The organism is Nocardioides humi, from assembly GCF_006494775.1.
In the GTDB taxonomy this organism is placed as follows: Bacteria; Actinomycetota; Actinomycetes; order Propionibacteriales; family Nocardioidaceae; genus Nocardioides; species Nocardioides humi.
Map to the genome: position 1 here is coordinate 2,523,487 of NZ_CP041146.1, position 20,419 is coordinate 2,543,905.

The window sequence follows — 20,419 nt, forward strand, 5'->3', positions numbered from 1 at the left end:
GCGACCGGCACTGCGTCGGTGATGGCCGTGGGCACGGTCCTGGCGTTCGCCTTCGGGTGGGGCTGGTCCGGCCTCGTCTACTTTCTGGTGGTCCGCGCCGATGCCGCCTCCGCAGGCGCCGCTACCTCGGCCGTTTCAGTCCGGGGTCATGCTGGGCTCCGGCGTAGGGCCGCTGCCGATGAGCGCGATACTCGCGGGAGCAGGCGCCGGCCCCGCATGGCTCGCCGTCTCGGCCGCGATCGTGGCAGGAGGCGTCCTCATACGCAGTGCACGGCCTGCCGGGCCCACCTGAAAGGTCGCCGCCCACGATGGCCGCACTGTGCCCGGTCTGGACCCCGGTTCTGTCCGGGTCGATCAGTCGTCGACCGGCGTGATCCGCCGCGGCATGAGCAGCCCGGCCGCCACGAGGCCGACGGCCGCGGCGGTCACGGCGAGGAAGACGGTGTGCAGCGCCGGGTCCAGCACGTCGACGGGCAGCGCCTCCAGGTCGACGTCGCCCGCCGCGCGGCCACCGCCGAGACGCGAGGCCACGACGCCGTTGGCGACCGCGCCGAAGATCGCGACCCCGACCGCGCTGCCGACCGAGCGGGCGAACATGTTGCTGCCGGTGGCGACGCCGCGGTCGCGCCAGGTGACCGCCGACTGGGCGGCGACGATGCCCGGGCTGGCGACGTACCCGAGCCCGAGGCCGAGCACGAGGCAGCCGACGGCGAGCAGCCACACCGGGCTGTCCGGTCCGGCGGTGGCCACGACGCCGGCGCCGAGCAGGCCGAGCGCGGAGCCGGCGAGCAGGCAGGCGCGGAAGCTTCCCCGGGTGTAGAAGCGGCCGGCGGTGCTGGCGGCGATCGGCCAGCCGATCGCGAGCGCGGCGACGGCGAGCCCGGCGGTGACGGCGCCGGCGCCGAGCACCTGCTGCGCGTAGACGGGGACGTACGACGTCACGCCCAGCATGACCATGCCGACGACGAGCGCGCCGGCCATCGAGGACCCGAGCACCCGGGACCGGAACACCCACAGCGGCAGCACCGGGTCGGCCACCCGGCGCTCGACGAGCACGAAGGCCATCGCGAGCGCGGCCGCGACGACGAAGATCCCGACGCCGACCGGCGACCACCAGGCCCATCGGATCCCACCCTCGAGGAGCCCGAGCAGGAGCAGGCCCGCCGCGGCGGCGAGCAGCAGCGCCCCCGGTACGTCGACCGGCCGGCGCTCCGCACGGCCCGCCCGGGCGGACGGGGTGGCCGCCTCGTCGAACCGGCGCCACAGCACGACCGCGGCCAGCAGGCCGAGCGGCAGGTTGATCCAGAAGATCCACCGCCACGACGCGTGCTCGGCGAACAGCCCGCCCAGGGTGGGACCGACGACGGCCGAGACGGCCCACACGCCGGCGACATAGCTCTGCGCGACCGCGCGCTCGGCGACGGAGTAGATGTCGCCCATGATGGTCATCCCGCTCGGCTGGATCGCCCCCGCGCCCAGGCCCTGCAGACCGCGGAAGACGATCAGCGCGGGCATGCTCCACGCGACCGCGCACAGCAGCGACCCGAGCACGAACAGCCCGATGCCGAGCAGCATCAGCGGCTTGCGCCCGAACACGTCGGCGAGCTTGCCGTAGACCGGGGTGGTGACGGCCTGCGCGAGCAGGTACGTCGAGAACAGCCACGGGAACTGCGTGAAGCCGCCCAGGTCGGTCACGATCGCCGGCACCGCGGTCGCCAGGATCGTGGTGTCGATGGCGACGAGCGCCGTGCTGAGCATCACCGCGCCGAGGATCGGCCCCCGCTCGCTGCGCAGCCCGACGCTCGCGCGGGTGATCGGGCTGGCTGTGGAGACGGTCACGTATCGCTGCAACCGGCGGCCCGCACCCGGCATTCCCCCGGGGTCGCTCAGGGGCGCAGCGCTCCGCAGCCGCAGGCGGCCTGGGCCTCGGCGACGATCTCCGGCGCCTGCTCCGCCCACGGGTAGGGGCTGGCCACCAGGACCGTCGGCCCGGCGACGAGCACCGTCCGGTCGCTGAGCTCGCCGTCGGCGTACGTCCTCGCCTCGTCCGCGGAGTCGAACTCGACCCACACGACGGTCTGAATCAGCTCGGGGAGGCCACCCAGCACCGACTCCGGGTCGTCGCCCTCAGCCCAGCAGTCCAACTGGCGGAAGTCGACCTGACCATCGGCACCGGTGGAGTTCTCGCTCCAGTAGGGCTGCGCGCACTCACCGCTGGCGAGATCGGAGGTCACGCCCTCGACCACGTCGAAGGCGAGGGGCGCGTCCGGGTCGGGCTGCCCCGATCCGCCGACGGCCGCGGAGCCGCCGGAGTCCTCGGACGAGCAGCCGGTGGCGGTGAGCAGAACGGCGGCGAAGGACACAGCCACAAGGCGTCGGGCACGGATCACCGGGCCATTCACCCACCGCCGATAGCCGCTCGGCATCAGGGAACGACCCCAACACCAGCGCTCACCCCCTAGCCTCTACCCGTGAAGGAGCACCGACTCGTCGAGCGGGAGACGAGCCTGGCCGCCGCCCGGTCGCGGGTCGCCGGCCTCCGTGCGGGCACCGGCGGCGCCCTCTGCCTGATCGGTCCGGCGGGTGCGGGCAAGACCGCGCTGCTGAGCGCCGTCCTCGAGGACGCGGGGCCGGCCCGGGTGCTGCGGGCCACAGCGGGCGAGCTCGAGGCGCACGCGCCGTACGGCGTCGTGCGACAGCTCTTCGGACGAGCCCTGGCCGGACTGCCCGCCGCCGCGCTGGAGGCAATCGCCCATGGGGCCGCGCGTCCGGCCGTCGACCTGGTGCTGCACCGGCCGAACGCCGCACCGGTCGACCAGTCGGCGATCCTGAACAGCCTGTACTGGCTGCTCGACGGGCTGGCCGCCGACGGGCCGCTCGTGGTGGCGGTGGACGACGCGCATTGGGCCGACGACGCGTCACTGCTGTTCCTGCAGCACCTGCTGGCCCGGCTGGACGACCTGCCGGTGCTCCAGGTGGTGGCCGCCCGGGACGTGCTGCCGGACCGGCGGCGGCCGGCGCTCGCGGCCGTGCTGGCCGACCCACGCGCCGTACGGTTGGATCTGGGTCCCCTCTCCCCGAACGGCATCCGCGCCTGCCTGGCCGACCGATGGGACGCGGAGGCCGACGACGAGGTGATCGCGGCGTGCGTGGACGTGACCGGCGGGAACCCGTTCCTCGTGGTGGCGCTGGGCGACCTTCTCGCCTCGCGCCCCAGTACGACCACCGCCCACGCCGTGCGCAGCCTGGTCCCCGGATCGGTGGTGGACGCCGTGATCCAGCGGCTGAGCGCGCTGCCACCCGCCGAGCAGGCGCTGGCCCGCGCGCTGGCCGCCCTGGAGACCGCTCCGCTCCGGACCGCGGCCGCCCTGGCCGTTCTCGACATCGCGGACGCCGCGGACGCCGCGGACCGGCTGCGCGACGCCGGCCTACTGGCCCCTGAGGGCCCGCTCACCTTCCGGCACGCCCTGCTCCGCAGCGCCGTCAGCACCACGACCGCACCGGCGGCTCGCGACCAACTGCACCGGCGGGCAGCGCTGATCCTCGGCGCCGAGGACCCGCACCGAGCCGCCGGACATCTGCTCGAGGTCGAGGGCACCGGCGACCCCTGGGCGGTCGGGCTGCTGCGCGCGGCCGCCCAGGAGGCGCTCGCCGAGGGCGCTCCCCACGTGGCCGTCGACCTGCTTCGCCGCGCGGTCGCCGAGCCGCCGGCCGCGGCCGACCTGCCTCCGGTCCTGGTGGAGTTGGGCACCGCCGAGCTGCACGCCGCCGACCCCGCCGCAGTCATCACCCTGGAGCGTGCCGGCCGGGACGTCGTGGACCCGGTGCTGCGGGCCGAGTGCGCGCTGGCACTGGCGGCGGCGTACCACGTCGGCGGCTTCTACGAGCGCACCGTGCCGCTGCTGCGGGCCGTCCTCGACGACCTCGGCCCCGAGCACGGCGACCTCCACCTGGTAACCGAGGCGATGCTGATCGCGGCCGCGCTCACCGTGCCGGGCGAGGTCGTGCCGGCCCGAGCCCGGCTCACCGCTCGCGGCGACCTCGCCGGCGACACCCCCGGCGAGCGGCTGCTGCTGATCCAGCAGGCGTCCGTCTCCAATGCCTCCACGGCCCCCATCGCCGAGGCCGGCGAGCTCGCGCGGCGCGCGATCGGCGAGGGGCTGACGCCGGAGCAGGTGGCCAGCCCTTTCGACTGGACGATCGCACGGACCCACCTCGCCTGCTCCGGCGCGTACGACGAGACCGCGCGCCTGTGCGCCCGAGGTCTCGAGCACGCCGCACGCGAAGGCTCCGTCCCGCTGTACGCCGCCGCGGCGGTCACTCGGGGCTGGTCGCATCTGTGGGCGGGCAAGGTCGACGACAGTGCGACCGACTTCGCTGCCGCCCTGGCCCAGGCCGACCTGGTGCCCGGGGGTGAGGCCGTCCGCCTACTCGCCCTGGCGGGCCGGGCCGAGGCCCTGCTCGCACAGGGGCTGCTGGACGAGGCCACCGCAGCGGTCGACAGCGTCCCCGACGAGATCGCGAAGGATCCGGGCAACGCCACCGGGATCCACCTGCTGCGTGCCCGCGGCCTGGTCCGGGCCGCGAGCGGGCAGCACGCGGCCGCGCTCGCCTCGTTGGACGCCTGCGCAGAGCGGCTGGCCGCGCTCGACATGGACTCGCCGACGTGGTGCGACTGGCGTTCGGCGGCGGCGGAGAGCCTCTGGGCACTGGGCCGCGCCGACGAGGCGGTCGAGCTGGCCAGGTTCGCGCTCGCCGCCGCGGAGCAGAAGGCCGCGCCGAGCGTGCTCGGCCAGGCGCTGAGGATCGTCGGCGAGATGACCGCCGCCGACGGGATCGCCGATCTGCGGCGGTCCGTCGCGGTGCTGGCGGCCTCGGAGGCCCGGCTCCAGGAAGCCCGGTCCCGGGTCGCGCTGGGATCGGCGCTGCGTCGCACCGGACAGCGCACCGAGGCCCGCGAGGAGCTGCGCCGAGGCCGCGAGCTCGCCCACCGGCTCAGCGCGCACGCCGTCACCGAGCGGGCCAGCGCGGAGCTGGCGCTCGCCGGCGGGCGGGTCGCCCGTATCGAGGTCACCGGCGTCGCAGCGCTGACCGCTGCCGAGCGGCGGGTGTGCGAGCTCGCGGCGGCCGGATTGCGCAATCGCGACATCGCCCAGCGGCTGTTCGTGACCACCAAGACCGTCGAGGTGCACCTCTCACGCGCCTACCGCAAGCTCGGCGTCGGCCGCGGCGGGCTCGCAGCGCTGCTCGATGGCTGATCCCCGCGACTCCTAGAATCCGGGACATGGCCGCCCACGACACCCGGATGCTGCTGCTGGGTGCCGTGGCGCTGTTCGAGCCGATCAACGGCTACCAGATCCGCCGCGAGCTGATGTCGTGGAGCGTCGACGACTGGGCCAACCTCAACCCCGGCTCGATCTACAACGGGCTGGCCACGCTGACCCGGCAGGGCTTCCTGGTGCGCCACGACCTCGAGGACGGAGGCCGCGAGGTGGCCGTCTACGAGGTGACCGACGCGGGCCGCGCCGAGCTGGAGCGGCTGGTCACGGCGGGGCTGGAGGAGGTCGGCGTCGCCGACCGGAAGGGCTTCAGCGCCGCCTTCGGCCTGCTGCCGCTGGTCCCGCCCGACCAGGCCCTGCGCTCACTGGTACGACGCCGGGTCGCCCTCGAGGAGCTGGTGGCCCGCCTCGCCACGCCGGCCGCTCCGGCCGAGGCACCGCCGCACGCGCTGCGCGGCGTGGTGATGTGGCTGGACCTGGCCGTGGCCGAGCTGGCCTGGCTGCGCGAGACGATCGAGCTGATGCGGGCCGGCGGCCTCCGGCTCGACACCACCACGTGGACCCCGCCCGCCGACGACCCCGGCTGGCAGATGAACGCGGACCGCGAGCGCTACCGCGCCCTGCTGGACCGCTGAGACCGCTGAGGGCGGGGCGACCGGGCCGACCGGGCGCTGCTACGCTCCGCGTGCCAGTCAAGCCACCCGGTGGCCAGGGAATCCGGTGTGACTCCGGAGCTGACGCGCAGCGGTGTGGGTGACGGGCGGAGCAGGCATCAGCCAGCCACTGGACCCCGGTCTGGGAAGGCGCCCCGCCCGATCGATCCCGAGCCCGAAGACCTGCTGGCTTCCGTGGACCGACCGGCCCGCGTGAACCCGATGGACAGGCCCCGCGACCCGGGCCTGCGGATGACGACGGCGAGTCCCCCATGCCCCATCCCACCCTGTTCCGCCCTGCTGCCCTCCTGAGCGGCGTCCTGCTGCTCGGGGCGCTGACCGCCTGCGGCTCCGACGACACCGCCGGCAGCGACCGCCCGTCCACCGGCTCCCCGGCGGAGGGCGCGGCGTACCCCGTCGAGGTCGCCAACTGCGAGGTCGACGTGACCGTGGAGAAGCCCGTGGAGCGGGCGATCGCGGTCAACCAGCCCGCCCTGGAGCTGCTCCTCGCCCTCGGCCTCGGCGACCGGATGGCCGGGTACGCCATCAGCGACGACAGCGTGCTCCCCCAGCTGGAGGCCGAGCGCGCGAAGGTCGAGCCCTTCAGCACCGAGTTCCCCTCGTTCGAGACCGTGCTCGACCGCGAGCCCGACCTCGTCTACACGACCTTCGACTACACCTTCACCGACGAGGGCATCGCCGACCGCGACCGGTTCACCGAGCTCGGCGTGCCGACGTACCAGTCTCCGAGCGAGTGCACCGGCCAGGACGCGCACCAGCAGGATGCGCTAGAGCTGCAGGACCAGTACGACGAGATCGAGGAGGTCGCGCGCCTGTTCGGCGTCCCCGAGAGGGGCGCGGAGCTGATCGCGGACCTGCAGCAGCGCACCGCCGCCGCCAAGCCCGCCTCCGGCGCCGAGGACGTCACCCTCGCCTGGTGGTACGCCGCCACGAAGACGCCGTACATCGCCGGCTGCTGCGGCGCGCCCGGCCTGATGACCCGTGCCGTCGGCGCCGCCAACGCGTTCGAGGACTCCGACCAGTACTGGCCGGAGATCGGCTGGGAGAGCCTCCTCGACCGCGACCCGACGGTGCTCGTGCTCGCCGACCTGGGCCGCGGCGGCGACGGGGACAGCGCGCAGGACAAGATCGCCTTCCTCGAGTCCGACCCGGTCGCCAGCCAGCTCACGGCGGTCAGGGAGAAGCGCTACATCGTCCTCGACGGCACCACCATGGACCCCTCGATCCGCAACGTCGACGGCATCGAGGAGCTCGCCGCCGGGCTGCGCGAGCTGGGGCTGGCGTCGTGAGCGAGCCCGGCCTGCTCGAGCGCTGGGACCGCCAGCAGGCGGCGTACATCGCTGACCGCGAGGGCCGCTTCACGGCCATGCTCGACGTGCTCGACCTGCAGTCCGGTGGCGCGCCGGCGCTCGTGGTCGACCTGGCCTGCGGCCCGGGCTCGCTGTCGTTCCGCGTGTTGGAGCGGTTCCCGCGGGCCCGGGTCGTCGGCGTCGACCACGACCCGGCGCTGCTCGCCCTGGCGCGCGAGGCCGGCGAGCGGTACGACGGCCGCGCGGTCTTCCTCGACGAGGACCTGACCGCGCCCGGCTGGGTCGATCGGATCCGCGAGCGGATCGGCGAGCAGCTCGGCGACCTGCCCGTGGCCGGCGTGGTCTCCACGACCGCGCTGCACTGGCTGACGCCGGCCCAGCTGGTCGACGCCTACCGCGCCGCGCGGAGCCTGCTCGCCGACGCGGGGGTGTTCCTCGACGGCGACCACTTCCGCTACGACCACCGGCAGCCGCGGCTGCGGGCCTGGGCGGCCGAGCACGACCGGCGTACCCAGGACGCGGCGTTCGCGCAGGGCGCCGAGCCGTGGGACACGTGGTGGTCGGAGCTGGCCGCCCGGCCCGGGTACGCCGAGCTGGCGGCCGAGCGCGACCGGCGCTTCGCCGACCGGCCGGCCCCCGAGGCGACCGGCGTGGGCTTCCGACTCGGCGCGCTGGCCCAGGCCGGATTCGCCGAGCACGGCACGGTCTGGCAGCTCTTCGACGACTTCGTCGTCTACGGGGTCGCTTGACCTCCCGCCTGCGGCTGGCGACGGCCGTCGTCGTCGGCACCGCGCTGGTGCTGCTCTCGGTGGCGACCGCGATCACGATCGGGCCGGCCGACCTCTCGGTGGGCGACGTGGTCGCCGTCGTCCGCGAGCACCTGGGCGGTCCGCCGGCGGACCTGTCGAGCCTGCGCGCGGCGATCGTGTGGGAGCTGCGCCTGCCGCGCAGCATCCTCGCCGCCGCCTGCGGCGCGGGGCTGGCCGTGTGCGGCGCGGTGCTGCAGTCGCTGCTGCGCAACCCGCTCGCCGACCCGTTCGTGCTCGGCATCTCCTCGGGTGCGTCGACCGGCGCGGTGATGGTGGCGGTGCTCGGCATCGGCGCCGGCACCCTCGGCCTGACCGGCGGCGCGTTCGTCGGCGCGCTGGTGTCCTTCGCGCTCGTCGTCCTCCTCGCCTGGGCGGCCGGGTCCGGGCCCGACAAGCTGATCCTGGCCGGGGTGGCCGGCACCCAGCTCTTCGCGGCGCTGACGTCCTTCATCGTGCTGACCTCCGCCGATCCCGAGCAGACCCGCGGGGTGCTGGTGTGGCTGCTCGGCTCGCTGGGTGGGGCCCGGTGGTCGGACGCCCTCCTGGTCAGCGTCGTCGTGGCGGCGGGGACCCTGGTCTGCGTCGTGCTGGCCCGCTCGCTCGACGCGTTCGCGTTCGGGACCGACGCCGCCGGCACGCTGGGCGTCCCGGTCGGCCGGACCCGGGCGGTCCTCCTGGTCACCACGGCCGCGATCACCGCCGTCGCGGTCGCGGCCGCCGGCGCGATCGGGTTCGTCGGGCTGGTGCTGCCGCACGCCGCGCGCGCCGTGGTGGGTCCGCGGCACCGCGCCCTGGTGCCGGTCACCGCACTCGCCGGCGCCGTCTTCCTGGTGTGGGCCGACACGGTCGCCCGGGTCCTCGTCGAGCCGCAGGAGCTGCCGGTCGGCGTTGTGACCGCGCTGGTCGGCGTACCGGCGTTCGCGCTCATCCTGGGCCGCCGCGGGAGGCGGGCATGAGCCTGCGCGCGCACAGCGTCGGGTGGCGGCGTGGCGGCCGGCTGATCGTCGACGACGTGTCGCTGGAGGTGCCCGAGGGCGCCACCGTCGGCCTGCTCGGGCCCAACGGCTCGGGGAAGTCGTCCCTGCTGCGCCTCCTCGCCGGCACCCGGCGTACGTCGTCGGGCGTGGTCACCCTCGACGACGTGCCGGTCGCGCACTGGCGGCGCCGGGCCCTCGCCCGCCGGGTGGCGGTCGTCGACCAGCACGCCGACACCACCGTGGCCCTCACCGTCGCCGACGTGGTGGCGCTGGGCCGGATCCCCCACCAGGGACCGTGGCGCCCGCACGACGCGGCCGACGAGGCCGCGGTCGCGGAGGCGGCCGACGCGGTCGGGGTCGGGCACCTGCTGGACCGCGCGTGGGAGACGCTGTCGGGCGGCGAGCGGCAGCGCACCCAGCTGGCCCGGGCCCTGGCCCAGGAGCCGCACGAGCTGCTCCTCGACGAGCCCACCAACCACCTCGACATCGCCCACCAGCTGGAGCTGCTGACCCTGGTGCGGCGCCTGCCGATCACCTCCGTCATCGCCCTGCACGACCTCAACCTCGCCGCGCAGTTCTGCGACCGGCTCGTCGTGCTGTGCGAGGGCCGGGTGGTGGCGGCCGGCCCGCCGACCGAGGCGCTCACTCCCGCGCTCATCGCGGACGTCTACGACGTCCGGGCCCAGGTCGTCGCCGACGAGCACGGCCCGTGGGTCCGGATCCTCGGCCGGCTCTGACCGGAGCCGTTCCCGCGGCCCGCGAGGGCGGAAACTCCCTCGCCGATGAATCGATGTCGGTGGCATGGTCTGTGCTGGGTGGCGAGCGGCGGCGCACGCGTTTGACGGCGTCGTGTTCAATCTTGAATACTCGCTCTATTCAACCTTGACTACCGAGGGGATCTCCATGATCGAGGCACGAGGACTCGTGCAGACCTTCCACAGCGGACAGGGCAAGCAGAAGAAGGAGGTCCACGCCGTGCAGGGCGTCGACCTCGACGTGGCCGAGGGCGAGGTCGTCGGCTTCCTCGGCCCCAACGGCGCGGGGAAGACGACCACCCTGCGGATCCTGACGACGCTCCTCAAGCCGACGGCCGGCACCGCCACCGTCGCCGGGTACGACGTCGCGACGCAGGCGGTCGACGTACGCCGCAGCATCGGGTACTGCTCCCAGGTCGGCTCGACCTTCTCCGGTGCCTACGCCGGCGACGAGGTCGTCGACCACGGGATGCTCTACGGGATGTCGAAGAAGGCCGCCGTCGCCAAGGGCCACGAGCTCTTCGACAAGCTCCAGCTCGAGGGGCTGTGGCGGCGGATGCCGAAGAACATGTCGGGCGGCCAGAAGCGGCGCCTCGACATAGCGATGGCGCTGATCCACTCCCCCGGCCTGGTGTTCCTCGACGAGCCGACCACCGGCCTGGACCCGCAGGCGCGGATCAACCTGTGGCACCACATCTCCGACCTGCGGGCCAAGCAGGGCGCGACCGTCTTCCTCACCACCCACTACCTCGACGAGGCCGACGCGCTCGCCGACCGGATCGTGATCATCGACAGGGGCCGGATCGTCGCGAGCGACACCGCCGACAACCTCAAGGCCGCCGTCGCCGGCGACCTGGTCGACCTCGAGGTCAGCACCGACGAGCAGGTCGCCGTCGCCCGCGACAAGCTCGCCTCGATCAGCGCCGAGGTCGAGGTCGAGGGCCACCACGTCCGCGGCCGGGTGGCCCGGGCCGGCAAGGCCGTCCCCGGCCTGCTGCGCGACCTGGAGACCTCCGGCGTCGGGCTGGAGTCGATCGAGGTGGTCCGCCCGACCCTCGACGACGTCTTCCTCACCCTCACCGGCCGCTCCCTGCGCGACGCCGAGGCCGCCGCGGAGGCGGCCGACGCGGCGACCCCGTCGGCCGACGGCCCGAACGGCCCGGACGGCCCGGACGGCCCGGACGGCCCGGACGCCGGCGCCGGCGTACCCACCGAAGGAGCGAACGCGTGAACACCTTCTTCCGCGAGTCCTGGATCGTCTTCAACCGCCAGCTGCGGATGAACCTGCGCAACCCCGCCTGGGTGATCATCGGCATGCTGCAGCCGGTCCTCTACCTGCTGCTGTTCGGGCCGCTGCTCAAGCCGCTCATCGCCCAGCTGGGCGGCAACGCCTACACCTGGTTCGTGCCCGGCATGCTCGTCCAGCTCGGCATCTTCGGCGCCTTCTTCGCGGGCTTCTCGCTCATCGGCGAGTGGCGCGAGGGCGTCGTCGAGGCGGAGCGGGTGACCCCGGCGCACCGCTCGGCACTGCTCTTCGGCCGGCTCTACCGCGACCTGCTCCAGCTGTTCGTCCAGGCGGTGATCCTGGTCGTCCTCGGCCTGATCATGGGCATGGAGACCTCCTTCGGCGGCATCGTCGTCGGCGTCGTCCTCACCCTGATGCTCGGCGGCGCCTGCGCGGCGGCGTCCAACGCCCTCGCCCTGACCACCAAGAGCGAGGACGTGATGGCGCCGGTCATCAACGTGGTGATGATGCCGGTGCTGCTGCTCAGCGGCATCCTGCTCCCGATGAGCTTCGGCGCCGGCTGGCTCGAGCGGCTCAGCGACTTCATGCCGATCCGCCACGTCGTCGACGCCGTCCGCGCCGCGTTCTTCGGCGACTTCGACGGCTCGATGGTCTGGGGCGTCGGCTGGACGGTCGCGCTCTTCGCCCTCGCCGTGTGGTGGGGCACCGCCGTGTTCAAGAAGGAGAACGCCTGAGCCTGGTCTCCCGGGCCGCTGTAACACGTTGTTCGCCTGACTACCCGCCCGTTCTCCCCGCCGCGCTCGGCGTGTCGGCGGCGTGTCGCGACGAGAACGGGCGGGTAGAAGGGTGGACCACGTGTTACAGCACCGTGCGGCCCGGCACCGGCCACCGCTCAGCTCGCGCCGGAGCCGCCCCCGGAGCCGCCGCCGGTGAGCCCGTTGACGCCGTCGAGGAAGCCCTGCAGGTCGAAGACCCGGCTGGGGTCGGGTGCCTCGATCGTCGCCTCCTCGTCGATCTCGGAGAACTCGAAGTGGTCGACGTCGGACTCGTCGATCCGCAGCACGTAGTGGGGCTCGGCGACCCGGATGGTCAGCACCTCGCGCTGGGAGCCCTCGCTCTGCTCGACCCGCACCGCCCGGTCGCCGCCGACCTCGGTGGTGTCGAGCACCTTCGCCTCGGCGTTCTCGCGGCCGTCGCGCTCCAGCAGCTCGTCGAGGTCGCAGACCGCCTCGGTGCTGTCGGTCATCGAGTCGTCGAGCACCCAGCGGTCGCCGATCACCGGCAGCACCAGGGCCGACGTACCCGGCCCGACGGTGGCGTCCCAGAACTTCGCGTCGGCGCGCAGCCAGGTCTTGCCGCCGACGCGCAGGATGTCGGCGGAGCCGCCCGACTTCGTCGAGGTCAGCGTGCCCTTGCAGTCGCCGCGGGTCGTGGAGACGACGTCGACCTCGACGGTGTCGTCGCCGTCGGCGAACTGCCCGCGGATCCGGGCGGTCTCGACGACGGCCATGTCCTTCTCCGAGGCGCGCACGATCTCCTTGGCCGGCAGGTCGAGGAAGGCCGCGCCCTCCGGATCGCCGTCCCGGGTCAGCAGGGCGGCCGCGACGCCGATCCCGGCCGCCAGGAGCACCGCGAGGAGGGCGATGAGGAGCCAGGTCCGCACCCCCGGTCCGGTACGACGCCCCCCGGCGCCGCCCGCACGGTGACCCGGCCCGGGACCCGGTGTCGGTGTCGGGGTGTGCGGCACGGGCGTGTACGCCGTCACCGGAGCAGCATGGGCCGGAGCCGCGGGCGCCGGGGTCGCCGGAGGCGGGGTCGCCGGAGGCGGGCTCGGGGTGGGCCGGTCCACGGGGCGCAGCGCCGTGGCGCCGCGCTGCTCCGGCACGGCCGCGCCGGGGGTGACGGGCAGCCGCAGCGCGGCCTGCAGGTCGGCGCTCATCTCCGCCGCCCGCTGGTAGCGCTCCGCGGGCTCCTTGGCCATCGCCGTGCGCAGGATCCGGTTGGTCGCGTTCACCATCGGGCTCGACCCGGCCAGCTGCGGGACCGGCTCCCGGACGTGGGCCGCGACCAGCTGGTACTCCGACTCGCCGCGGTACGGCGGCCGCCCGGTGAGCGCCACCCACAGCAGGCAGCCGAGGGCGTAGAGGTCGCTCACGGCGCTCGCCCGCGCCCCGCCGTGCAGCTCCGGCGCCATGTACGACGGCGTGCCGGCCGTCGACGAGCTGAACCGGGTCGCGTCGGCGTTCATCCGGCGCGCGATGCCGAAGTCGGTGAGATAGGCGCGCACGGCACCCGGTCGGCGGCGTACCAGCACGTTGCCGGGCTTGATGTCGCGGTGCACCAGGCCGGCGTCGTGGGCGTCGGCGAGGCCGCTGCTGACCTGCTCGATGATCTCCAGCGCCTCGGCGAGGCTGGGCACGCCCTCGCTGCGGATCAGCTGCCCGAGGTCGCCGCCGGGGACCAGCTGGCTGGCGATGTAGAGGTAGCCGTCCTCCTCGCCGTGCGCGTAGACCGCGACCACGTGGGCGGACTCCAGCGACGCCTGGGCCCGCGCCTCGCGGGTGAACCGCTCCCGGAACTCGGGGTCGTGGGCGAACAGCGGCGCGATGACCTTCAGCGCCACCTCGCGGCCGAGGTTCTCCTCCATCGCGCGGTAGACGACGCCCATCCCGCCCTGGCCGAGCTGCTCCAGGATCCGGAACCGCCCGATGCGCGCACCGGCGGCAGCGGGCTCGCCGGGGCCCGGGAAGCCGGGGCCGGAGCCGGGACCGGAGGGGAAGGACACACGGTCTGTTCTACCCGATCCACCCGACGCGGAGGGGGACGGCGGTGCCCGCGGCGGTCAGCGACCCGCGGGAACCGGGTCCGGGACCTCCGGCGCCGGCGGGGCGTCGTACTCCTCGCGGAAGCCGTGGCGACCCCACCAGCGGGCCAGCGGACCGGGCGCCCACCAGTTCCAGCGGCCGAGGAGCTTCATCGTGGCCGGGACCAGCAGGGCCCGGACGACGGTGGCGTCGACGAGGATCGCGACCAGCATGCCCAGCCCGAGCATCTTCATGAACACGACGCCGCTCAGGCTGAACGCGCCGATCACGACCGCCAGCAGCAGCGCGGCGCTGGTGATGATGCGACCGGTCTTCTGCACGCCGGTCTGGACGGCGAGGTCGTTGTCGCCCGTCGCGTCCCACTGCTCGCGGATCCGGGAGAGCAGGAAGACCTCGTAGTCCATGGACAGGCCGAACAGGACCGCGAGCATCACGATCGGGTTGGTCAGGTCGAGGAAGCCCTGCGGCGTGAACCCGAGCAGGCCGGCGAGGTGCCCGTCGCTGAAGATCCAGGTCACGACGCCGAAGGACGCGGTGATCGAGAGCCCGTTCATCAGCACCGCCTTGAGCGGCAGCACCACCGAGCCGAAGGCGAGGAAGAGCAGCACCAGCATCACCCCGACGACGATCGCGCCCATCAGCGGCAGGTGGTCGCCGACCGAGCCCGCCAGGTCGACGGTGTCGGCGGTCAGGCCGCCCACGAGGGCGTCGGCCCCGTCCGGCGCGTCGACCCCCCGGAGGTCGCGGACGACCTGCTGGGAGTCGGCGGTCTGGCTGTTGCCCTCCCACGCGGCCCGCAGCAGGGTGGTGTCGCCCTCGGTCGCGACGGGCCGGACGTCGACGACGCCGTCCACCTCCGCCAGCGCCCGCGTGTACGACGCCACGCCGGCGTCGTCGGCACCGCTCACCAGGACGTTGGCGGTCGACCGCTCCGGGCCGAACTCGCTGTTGAGCCGCTCCGAGGCCTGGTGGGACGGCGTGTCGGCGGGCAGTACCCGGTAGTCCACGCTGCCCCACTTGACGCCGAGGAAGGGCGAGGCGACCGCGAGCAGGACCACGACCACCGCGGTCGCGACCACGACCGGGCGCCTCATCACGGCACGGGCGAGGCGGGCCCAGGCGCCGTGGTCGGACTCGACGGGCGTCGAGCGCTGGAGGAACGGGATCCGGACCGCGTCGATCCGGGTCCCGAGCAGGGCCAGGACGGCCGGCAGCACGGTGAGCGCGGCGACCATCGCGACGAGCACGGCCGCGATGCCGCCGTACCCGATCGACTTGAGGAAGGTCTGCGGGAACACCAGCAGCGAGCTCATCGCGGCCGCGACGGTCAGCGCCGAGAATGCGACGGTCCGGCCGGCGGTGGCCATCGTGCGGACGACGGCACCGCGTGGGTCGCCGGGGTCGCGGGCGATCTCCTCGCGGAACCGGGAGACGACGAACAGCGCGTAGTCGATCGCCAGGCCGAGGCCGAGCAGGGTGATGATGTTGGGCGCGAAGATCGACACGTCGACCAGCTGGTTGAGCCCGGCGATCGCCGCGCGGGCGCCGAGCACGGCCACCAGGCCGACCAGCACGGGCATCAGCGCGGCGACGACGCTGCGGAAGATGATGAGCGACAGGATCAGGACGATCGGCATCGACACGATCTCGGCGCGCAGGAGGTCGGACTTCGTCTCCTCGTTGACGTCGGTGTAGACGGCGTAGGCGCCGGCGAGCTCGGTGTCGAGGGAGCTCTCCTCCACCGCGGGGCGCATCGCGTCGAAGGAGTCGATGAAGTCGTTCTGGCTGTCGCCGGCGAGGGAGACGTAGACGGCGGTGGCATGGCCGTCCCTGCTGACCATGGCCGGGTCCTGGACGTCGTACCAGGTGAGGACCGAGACCACACTGTCGCCGGGGATCGCGGCGACGGTCCGCTCGACCTCCTGCTGGAAGGCGGGGTCGGCGGCCTCCTCGTCGTCGCTGGAGAAGATCACGATGGCGTCGATCGACCGGTTGCCGAAGGTCTCCCGCTCGAGGGCGAGCTCCCGGGCCGACTCGGTGCCGGGGTCGTCGAAGCCGCCGGCGGAGAGCGAGTCCTCCAGGCCGACGCCGGCGATCGCCGCGGCGGCGGTGATGCCGAGCCCGACCAGCAGCACGGCCACGGCACGTCGGACCACCACGGCGCCCCATCGCTCGATCATGCCGACTCCTCCTGGTCACCAGAGTGAAGCTCTGTCAGTTTCGTGAACGCCGTTAACCGTAAACGGTGTAAACTGTGGTAGTCAAGTGTTCACTGCCGGATCCGACCCAGCCGATCTCGAGGAGTCCCGTGCCCCACCTCCGTACGCCCGCCACCCGCCGCGAGCGCCAGCGCGAGGCGACGTACGACGAGATCGTCGCCGTCTCCGCGCGGCTGCTCGAGGAGGGGGCGGACCTGTCGCTGCGTGCGGTGGCGGCGGGGATGGGGATGACGGCGCCGGCGCTGTACCGGTACGTCGCCAGCTACCAGCAGCTCGTCGACCTGGTCGCCTTCGAGCTCGACAAGGCCGCCACGGCCGCGTGGGCGGAGGCGGCCTCCCGGTTCCCGGAGGACGACCCCGCCGCCCGGCTGACGGTGGCGTGCACGCGGTTCCGTCGCTGGGCGCTGACGAGGCCGCGCGAGTTCGCCCTCGTCTTCGCCAACCCGATCGCCGAGGCCGACAGCGAGCGCCGCGACCTGCTGACCCTCTCCACGTCGGGCCACTACTTCACCGACCTGCTCTGGCAGATCTGGGAGCTGTACCAGTTCCCGTTCCCGGCGCTCGACGACCTCGACCCGGTCATCCGCGACTCCGTCCTCGACCCCCTGATCCCCGCGAAGGCCGACCACATCCCCGCGAGGACCGCGGACTGCTGTGGATCTACATGCGGGCGTGGTCGGCCCTGTACGGGGTCGTCACCCTGGAGTCCACCGGCCACTGCGACCCCCGCGTGATCGAGTCCGGCCAGCTGTTCCGCGCCACCATCCTCGACTGGCTCGAGCCCCTCGGCCTGCAGCACGAGCGCGAGCGCCTCACCAGGATCCTCGACGAGGAGCTCGCCCGCCCCTGACGCCCGCCGACCCGTCACGAACTGACCTCGAATCGTCGCCGACCCCGCAGAGACTTCCTGCCGGGTCGACACTTCCGGCAGGTCAGTACGCGCCGGGTCGGTGGCTGGCGGACCGATCAATGGCCGATGACACCGGCCGGGTCGTAGATGTGTCGGACGCGCTCCAGCCGGTCGCGTACGTCGTCCGGCCACGCGGCGTCGAGGGCCGTGGGCTGGTTCAGCGAACCGACGAAGTTGGGCTGGAACCGGCCGCTCGCCCACGGCGCCATGGCCCGGGCGAGATCGCCGACGGCTGCGGGGACGGGGCCTTCGAACAGCTCGGGGACGGGCGCGCTGACGACGAAGAGCCCGTAGGCCGCGTCACGTCCTGCCACGGAATCCGGCCGGCGGGGCGCCTCGGCCAGAAGGCCTCCCAGCCGGCGGACCTCGACGACCGCGAACGGCGCCTGTACCTGCGGACCGGCCACGGCCAGCAGCGCGCGCGTCGCGTCGACGTCGAAGGACGACAGCAGCGCTCCGGCCTCGAGAGCGGGCATCGGCTGCTCGGGGTCGGCGTGGATGGCGCCGATCGCGGAGACCGGGAGCCGGGCCACGGTGTCGATGACGGGCCGCGCCACCTTGCGGATCGGCTCGAGCAGCACGGCGGCCGCCCCATCCTCCTCGTCGACGACCGCCAACCGGACGTGAACCGTGCAGCGGCCGCGCAGCGGTTCCGGGACGGTGTCACGATCCGGCAGCCGCAAGAGCGCCACCGAGGTATTGACCGTCGCGGGAATGCAGGCCGACCACGCGGCCCACTCCCCGAGCACGGCCTCGGCGTCGGCGCCGTCGAAGAACAGGCCGCCGCCGTACACCGTGGCCAGGGGGAGCAGGTCGACGTCCACGGACGTCACGACGCCGGGTGCGCGCTTGCCGCCCAACAGAGCCTGGAAGAGGTCGGGGTGACTGCTCGCGGACGTGGTGAGGACCTCGCCGCCGCCCGTGACGATCTCGAAGGACCGGACGTGGTCGGTGGCCCAGCCGTAGGTGCGGCCGAGCGGACTGAGCCCGCCACCGAGGAGGTAGCCGACGGCCCCGACAGCCGGCGCCGATCCCGCCAGCGGGGCCAGGCCGTGCGGCGCCGCGGCCGCGATGACCTCGGCCCAGGTGGCACCGGCGCCGATCCGCGCGCGACCGGCGACGGGGTCGATCTCGACGCCCGCGAGGCCGCGGGTGAGCAGAGCGACGCCACCCACGACGGCGTGGGTCCAGCCGTGGCCGGCGCCGATCGGGTGGACCTGCTCCCCGGTGCCGGCGGCGCCGCGGACGACCTCGGCCACCTCCTCGGCGCTGCGGGGTACGACGACCTCACGCGGCGTGTGCCGGTGGGCGAGGTTGAACATCGGGAGTGCGTGGTTCATGGATGTGCCTTCTCTCGGGGTCACCGGCAGCGTCGTCGGGAGCGCTGGAGTACGACCGGGAGCCGACTGGGGCGAGCGGCGGCAGGCGACCGAGCGACAGGCGACCACGCAGCAGAGCAGGGCGCGCTGGCCGCCATCGACGACCAGCGCGCCCTCGTCGGGGGTCCCTGCTTCCCGGCCTAGTGGTCGGCGAGCAGAGCGTCGGCCTCCTCGGGGTCAGGCCTGCCGCCATCTGCTCGGCCCACCAGGCGTCGACGCGGTCCTCGACCTCGTCGACCGGGCCGTTGAACAGCGAGCCCTCGGGACCGACGAACCGGGAGCCGTCGAGCGAGCCGCCCTCTCCCATGACGAGCAGGACGTCCGAGGGGACGTGTGGAACGCCCGGGATGTAGGGCGAGGACATGGACGCTCCCGCCTCGGGCGCCCGCGGCTCGGCTGCCGCGGAATCGGGCTCGCCGACAGGGTGGACGACGTCCAGGGCCCCGCGCGCCGGCCCCGGCCCCTCGGAGGCTGCGGTCGCACTGCCGTCCAGACCGACGACGCCGAGACCTCCGGCCAGACAGCTCCCGGCGACGACGGCGGCGATCCGTTGGGATCGGTGGGCAGACATCTGCTTCTCCTTCTTCTCGGTGATCGAACACCGACGAGACGCCCGGGACCGCGGCCAGGTTTCACCGCCCGGCGCACCGAGTCCGCTCCCAGTGCGGTCCCACTGACCAGCCCGATCGTGGCGATCTCGACCAAGGAGAGGAAGTTCTGTGTCCATCACCCCCAGCCGCCGCGGCCTCGGCTCGGCGATCGCGCTCGGCATCGCCGCCACGGTCCTCGGCATCGTCCCCGGCGGCGCACCCGTTCCGGCTGCCCAGGCGGCGACCGGCGGCGGATCGATCGTCTACATCAAGGACCACAACGTGTGGCTCACCGACGGCGACGGCAGTGTCCACCGGCAGGTCACCAACGGCGGCACCGCGGCCGACCCCTGGCAGTCGCCCACCCAGTCCGACAACGGCGTCGTGGTCGCCCACCACGGCGGGATCGTCTACCGGATGAACCAGCGTGGCGAGGTGTTCAACGCCTTCGACCCGCCCGACCTGTACGACGCGATCGGCAACACGGTCTCCGGACGCGATCTCACCGAGACCGCCATCTCCCCCGACGGAGCCCGGATCGCCTACACCTACTTCAAGCTCGCGCTGGGCGAGAAACGGTGGGTGACCGGATTCACGGCCGCGGACCACCCGACGGATCCCGGTCAGTGGGGGCTCGCGTTCTACGACAAGCCCTCCTGGGTGACGAACGACCGGGTCGTGCTCAACCACTGGTACCGCAACAAGGTCCACCTCTACGACCTCGGCCGGCGCGACATCCCGTGGTTCAGCGAGAGCGACTACGAGACGAACCGCAAGGAGCTCTCCGACATGGAGGTCTCCCGGGACGGCCGATGGACGGTCGGGGTCCGCGGGGACGTCGGCGACGAGTCGATCGTGGTGATCCCCAACGGGGGTGAGGTGCGGACGAGCGCCACGCCGTGGAAGCCGGTCTACGGGCAGACCCGCTATTGCAACATCGGCCTGGCCGACGGCGACCTGCACGAGCCGACGATCGCGCCCGACGGCTCCACGCTCGCCTGGGCCGAGCCGGACGGCATCTACCGCGCCAGCGACATGAACTGCAGCAGCGAGACCCGGGTCGACATCCTGCTCGCCCCCGGCGGCTCGGACCCGGCATGGTCCGCCGCGGCGATCGGGCAGACCCCCGACCTGCCCGCGCCCGGCACCGGCCAGCATCTGACGCTCGAGAAGAAGCCGAAGGTCAGCGGTGCGCCGCGCGTCGGCAAGAAGCTCAAGGCCAAGGCGGGCACCTGGGTGCCGTCCCCGACGTCGGTGACCTACCAGTGGACCCGCGACGGGAAGGCCATCCGGGGCGCGACGAAGGCGACGTACCGGCTGAAGCGGAAGGACCGCGGCCACAAGATCTCGGTCAAGATCACGGTCGGGCGCTCCGGCTACGCCACCACCGTCAAGAAGACAGCCGCGGTACGGGTGCGCTGAGAGCCGAGTGACACACGTCGGGGC

Annotated in this window: 15 protein-coding genes and 1 riboswitch; of the genes, 10 read left to right on the forward strand and 5 right to left on the reverse strand. The window is 73.6% G+C overall.

All coding sequences use genetic code 11. From position 1 onward, the window contains the following. Positions 1 to 354: 354 nt before the first annotated feature. Both FIV44_RS12370 and FIV44_RS12375 read right to left on the reverse strand, forming a co-directional pair. Positions 355 to 1,839, reverse strand: a complete 1,485-nt coding sequence (locus FIV44_RS12370; protein WP_246086934.1) for an MFS transporter — start codon at positions 1,837 to 1,839, stop codon at positions 355 to 357. A gap of 47 nt (positions 1,840 to 1,886) precedes the next feature. Next, complete coding sequence (locus FIV44_RS12375) at positions 1,887 to 2,363, reverse strand: hypothetical protein (RefSeq protein ID WP_141004694.1); 477 nt, start codon at positions 2,361 to 2,363, stop codon at positions 1,887 to 1,889. 108 nt (positions 2,364 to 2,471) lie between these two features. On the opposite strand from FIV44_RS12375, the gene FIV44_RS12380 reads away from it, so the two are divergent. The 8 genes from FIV44_RS12380 (at position 2,472) to FIV44_RS12415 (ending at position 11,784) form a co-directional block, all read left to right on the forward strand. Continuing rightward, positions 2,472 to 5,258 carry an ATP-binding protein gene (locus FIV44_RS12380; protein WP_141004695.1) on the forward strand — a complete coding sequence of 929 codons (2,787 nt, stop codon included), beginning with the start codon at positions 2,472 to 2,474 and terminating at the stop codon, positions 5,256 to 5,258. Positions 5,259 to 5,284: 26 nt separating this feature from the next. Then, positions 5,285 to 5,914 (forward strand): PadR family transcriptional regulator, encoded by a 630-nt coding sequence (locus FIV44_RS12385; protein ID WP_181411139.1) that lies wholly within the window; start codon positions 5,285 to 5,287, stop codon positions 5,912 to 5,914. Between the two features lie 37 nt (positions 5,915 to 5,951). Further along, positions 5,952 to 6,137: riboswitch (cobalamin riboswitch) on the forward strand. A gap of 67 nt (positions 6,138 to 6,204) precedes the next feature. After that, a complete protein-coding gene (locus tag FIV44_RS12390) occupies positions 6,205 to 7,242 on the forward strand; it encodes an ABC transporter substrate-binding protein (RefSeq protein WP_141004696.1) in 1,038 nt (345 codons plus the stop codon). Next, positions 7,239 to 8,012: a class I SAM-dependent methyltransferase gene (locus tag FIV44_RS12395; RefSeq protein WP_246086935.1), complete on the forward strand. Its 774-nt coding sequence runs from the start codon at positions 7,239 to 7,241 to the stop codon at positions 8,010 to 8,012. The genes FIV44_RS12390 and FIV44_RS12395 overlap by 4 nt, the downstream gene beginning before the upstream one ends. Then, positions 8,009 to 9,028, forward strand: a complete 1,020-nt coding sequence (locus FIV44_RS12400; RefSeq protein WP_246086936.1) for a FecCD family ABC transporter permease — start codon at positions 8,009 to 8,011, stop codon at positions 9,026 to 9,028. The genes FIV44_RS12395 and FIV44_RS12400 overlap by 4 nt, the downstream gene beginning before the upstream one ends. Then, complete coding sequence (locus tag FIV44_RS12405) at positions 9,025 to 9,786, forward strand: ABC transporter ATP-binding protein (RefSeq protein ID WP_141004697.1); 762 nt, start codon at positions 9,025 to 9,027, stop codon at positions 9,784 to 9,786. Before FIV44_RS12400 ends, FIV44_RS12405 begins: the two co-directional genes overlap by 4 nt. A gap of 166 nt (positions 9,787 to 9,952) precedes the next feature. Further along, positions 9,953 to 11,035 (forward strand): ATP-binding cassette domain-containing protein, encoded by a 1,083-nt coding sequence (locus FIV44_RS12410; RefSeq protein WP_141004698.1) that lies wholly within the window; start codon positions 9,953 to 9,955, stop codon positions 11,033 to 11,035. After that, positions 11,032 to 11,784, forward strand: a complete 753-nt coding sequence (locus FIV44_RS12415) for an ABC transporter permease (RefSeq protein ID WP_141004699.1) — start codon at positions 11,032 to 11,034, stop codon at positions 11,782 to 11,784. The genes FIV44_RS12410 and FIV44_RS12415 overlap by 4 nt, the downstream gene beginning before the upstream one ends. 158 nt (positions 11,785 to 11,942) lie before the next feature. On the opposite strand, the gene FIV44_RS12420 is transcribed toward FIV44_RS12415, so the two are convergent. Both FIV44_RS12420 and FIV44_RS12425 read right to left on the reverse strand, forming a co-directional pair. After that, positions 11,943 to 13,835 (reverse strand): serine/threonine-protein kinase, encoded by a 1,893-nt coding sequence (locus FIV44_RS12420; protein ID WP_141004700.1) that lies wholly within the window; start codon positions 13,833 to 13,835, stop codon positions 11,943 to 11,945. A 57-nt stretch (positions 13,836 to 13,892) separates the two neighbouring features. Continuing rightward, the gene (locus FIV44_RS12425) at positions 13,893 to 16,055 is read right to left on the reverse strand and encodes an MMPL family transporter (protein WP_141004701.1); all 2,163 of its coding nucleotides are present in this window, start codon (positions 16,053 to 16,055) and stop codon (positions 13,893 to 13,895) included. A 128-nt stretch (positions 16,056 to 16,183) separates the two neighbouring features. Here FIV44_RS12425 and FIV44_RS12430 point away from each other — a divergent pair, with 128 nt between their 5' ends. Further along, positions 16,184 to 16,828 (forward strand): TetR/AcrR family transcriptional regulator, encoded by a 645-nt coding sequence (locus FIV44_RS12430; RefSeq protein ID WP_141004702.1) that lies wholly within the window; start codon positions 16,184 to 16,186, stop codon positions 16,826 to 16,828. 232 nt (positions 16,829 to 17,060) lie between these two features. Here the strand turns inward: FIV44_RS12430 and FIV44_RS12435 are convergent, their stop codons facing one another. Next, on the reverse strand, positions 17,061 to 18,344 hold the full coding sequence (locus FIV44_RS12435) for an FAD-binding oxidoreductase (RefSeq protein WP_141004703.1): 1,284 nt from the start codon (positions 18,342 to 18,344) through the stop codon (positions 17,061 to 17,063). 758 nt (positions 18,345 to 19,102) lie between these two features. Here FIV44_RS12435 and FIV44_RS12440 point away from each other — a divergent pair. Beyond that, positions 19,103 to 20,395: a PD40 domain-containing protein gene (locus FIV44_RS12440; RefSeq protein WP_141004704.1), complete on the forward strand. Its 1,293-nt coding sequence runs from the start codon at positions 19,103 to 19,105 to the stop codon at positions 20,393 to 20,395. The last annotated feature ends 24 nt before the right edge of the window (positions 20,396 to 20,419 follow it).

Coding starts and splice junctions, on each gene's coding strand:
- FIV44_RS12385 (WP_181411139.1), top strand. CDS start 5,285: ATGGCCGCCCACGACACCCGGATGCTGCTGCTGGGTGCCGTGGCGCTG.
- FIV44_RS12390 (WP_141004696.1), top strand. CDS start 6,205: ATGCCCCATCCCACCCTGTTCCGCCCTGCTGCCCTCCTGAGCGGCGTC.
- FIV44_RS12405 (WP_141004697.1), top strand. CDS start 9,025: ATGAGCCTGCGCGCGCACAGCGTCGGGTGGCGGCGTGGCGGCCGGCTG.
- FIV44_RS12410 (WP_141004698.1), top strand. CDS start 9,953: ATGATCGAGGCACGAGGACTCGTGCAGACCTTCCACAGCGGACAGGGC.
- FIV44_RS12425 (WP_141004701.1), bottom strand. CDS start 16,055: ATGATCGAGCGATGGGGCGCCGTGGTGGTCCGACGTGCCGTGGCCGTG.
- FIV44_RS12435 (WP_141004703.1), bottom strand. CDS start 18,344: ATGAACCACGCACTCCCGATGTTCAACCTCGCCCACCGGCACACGCCG.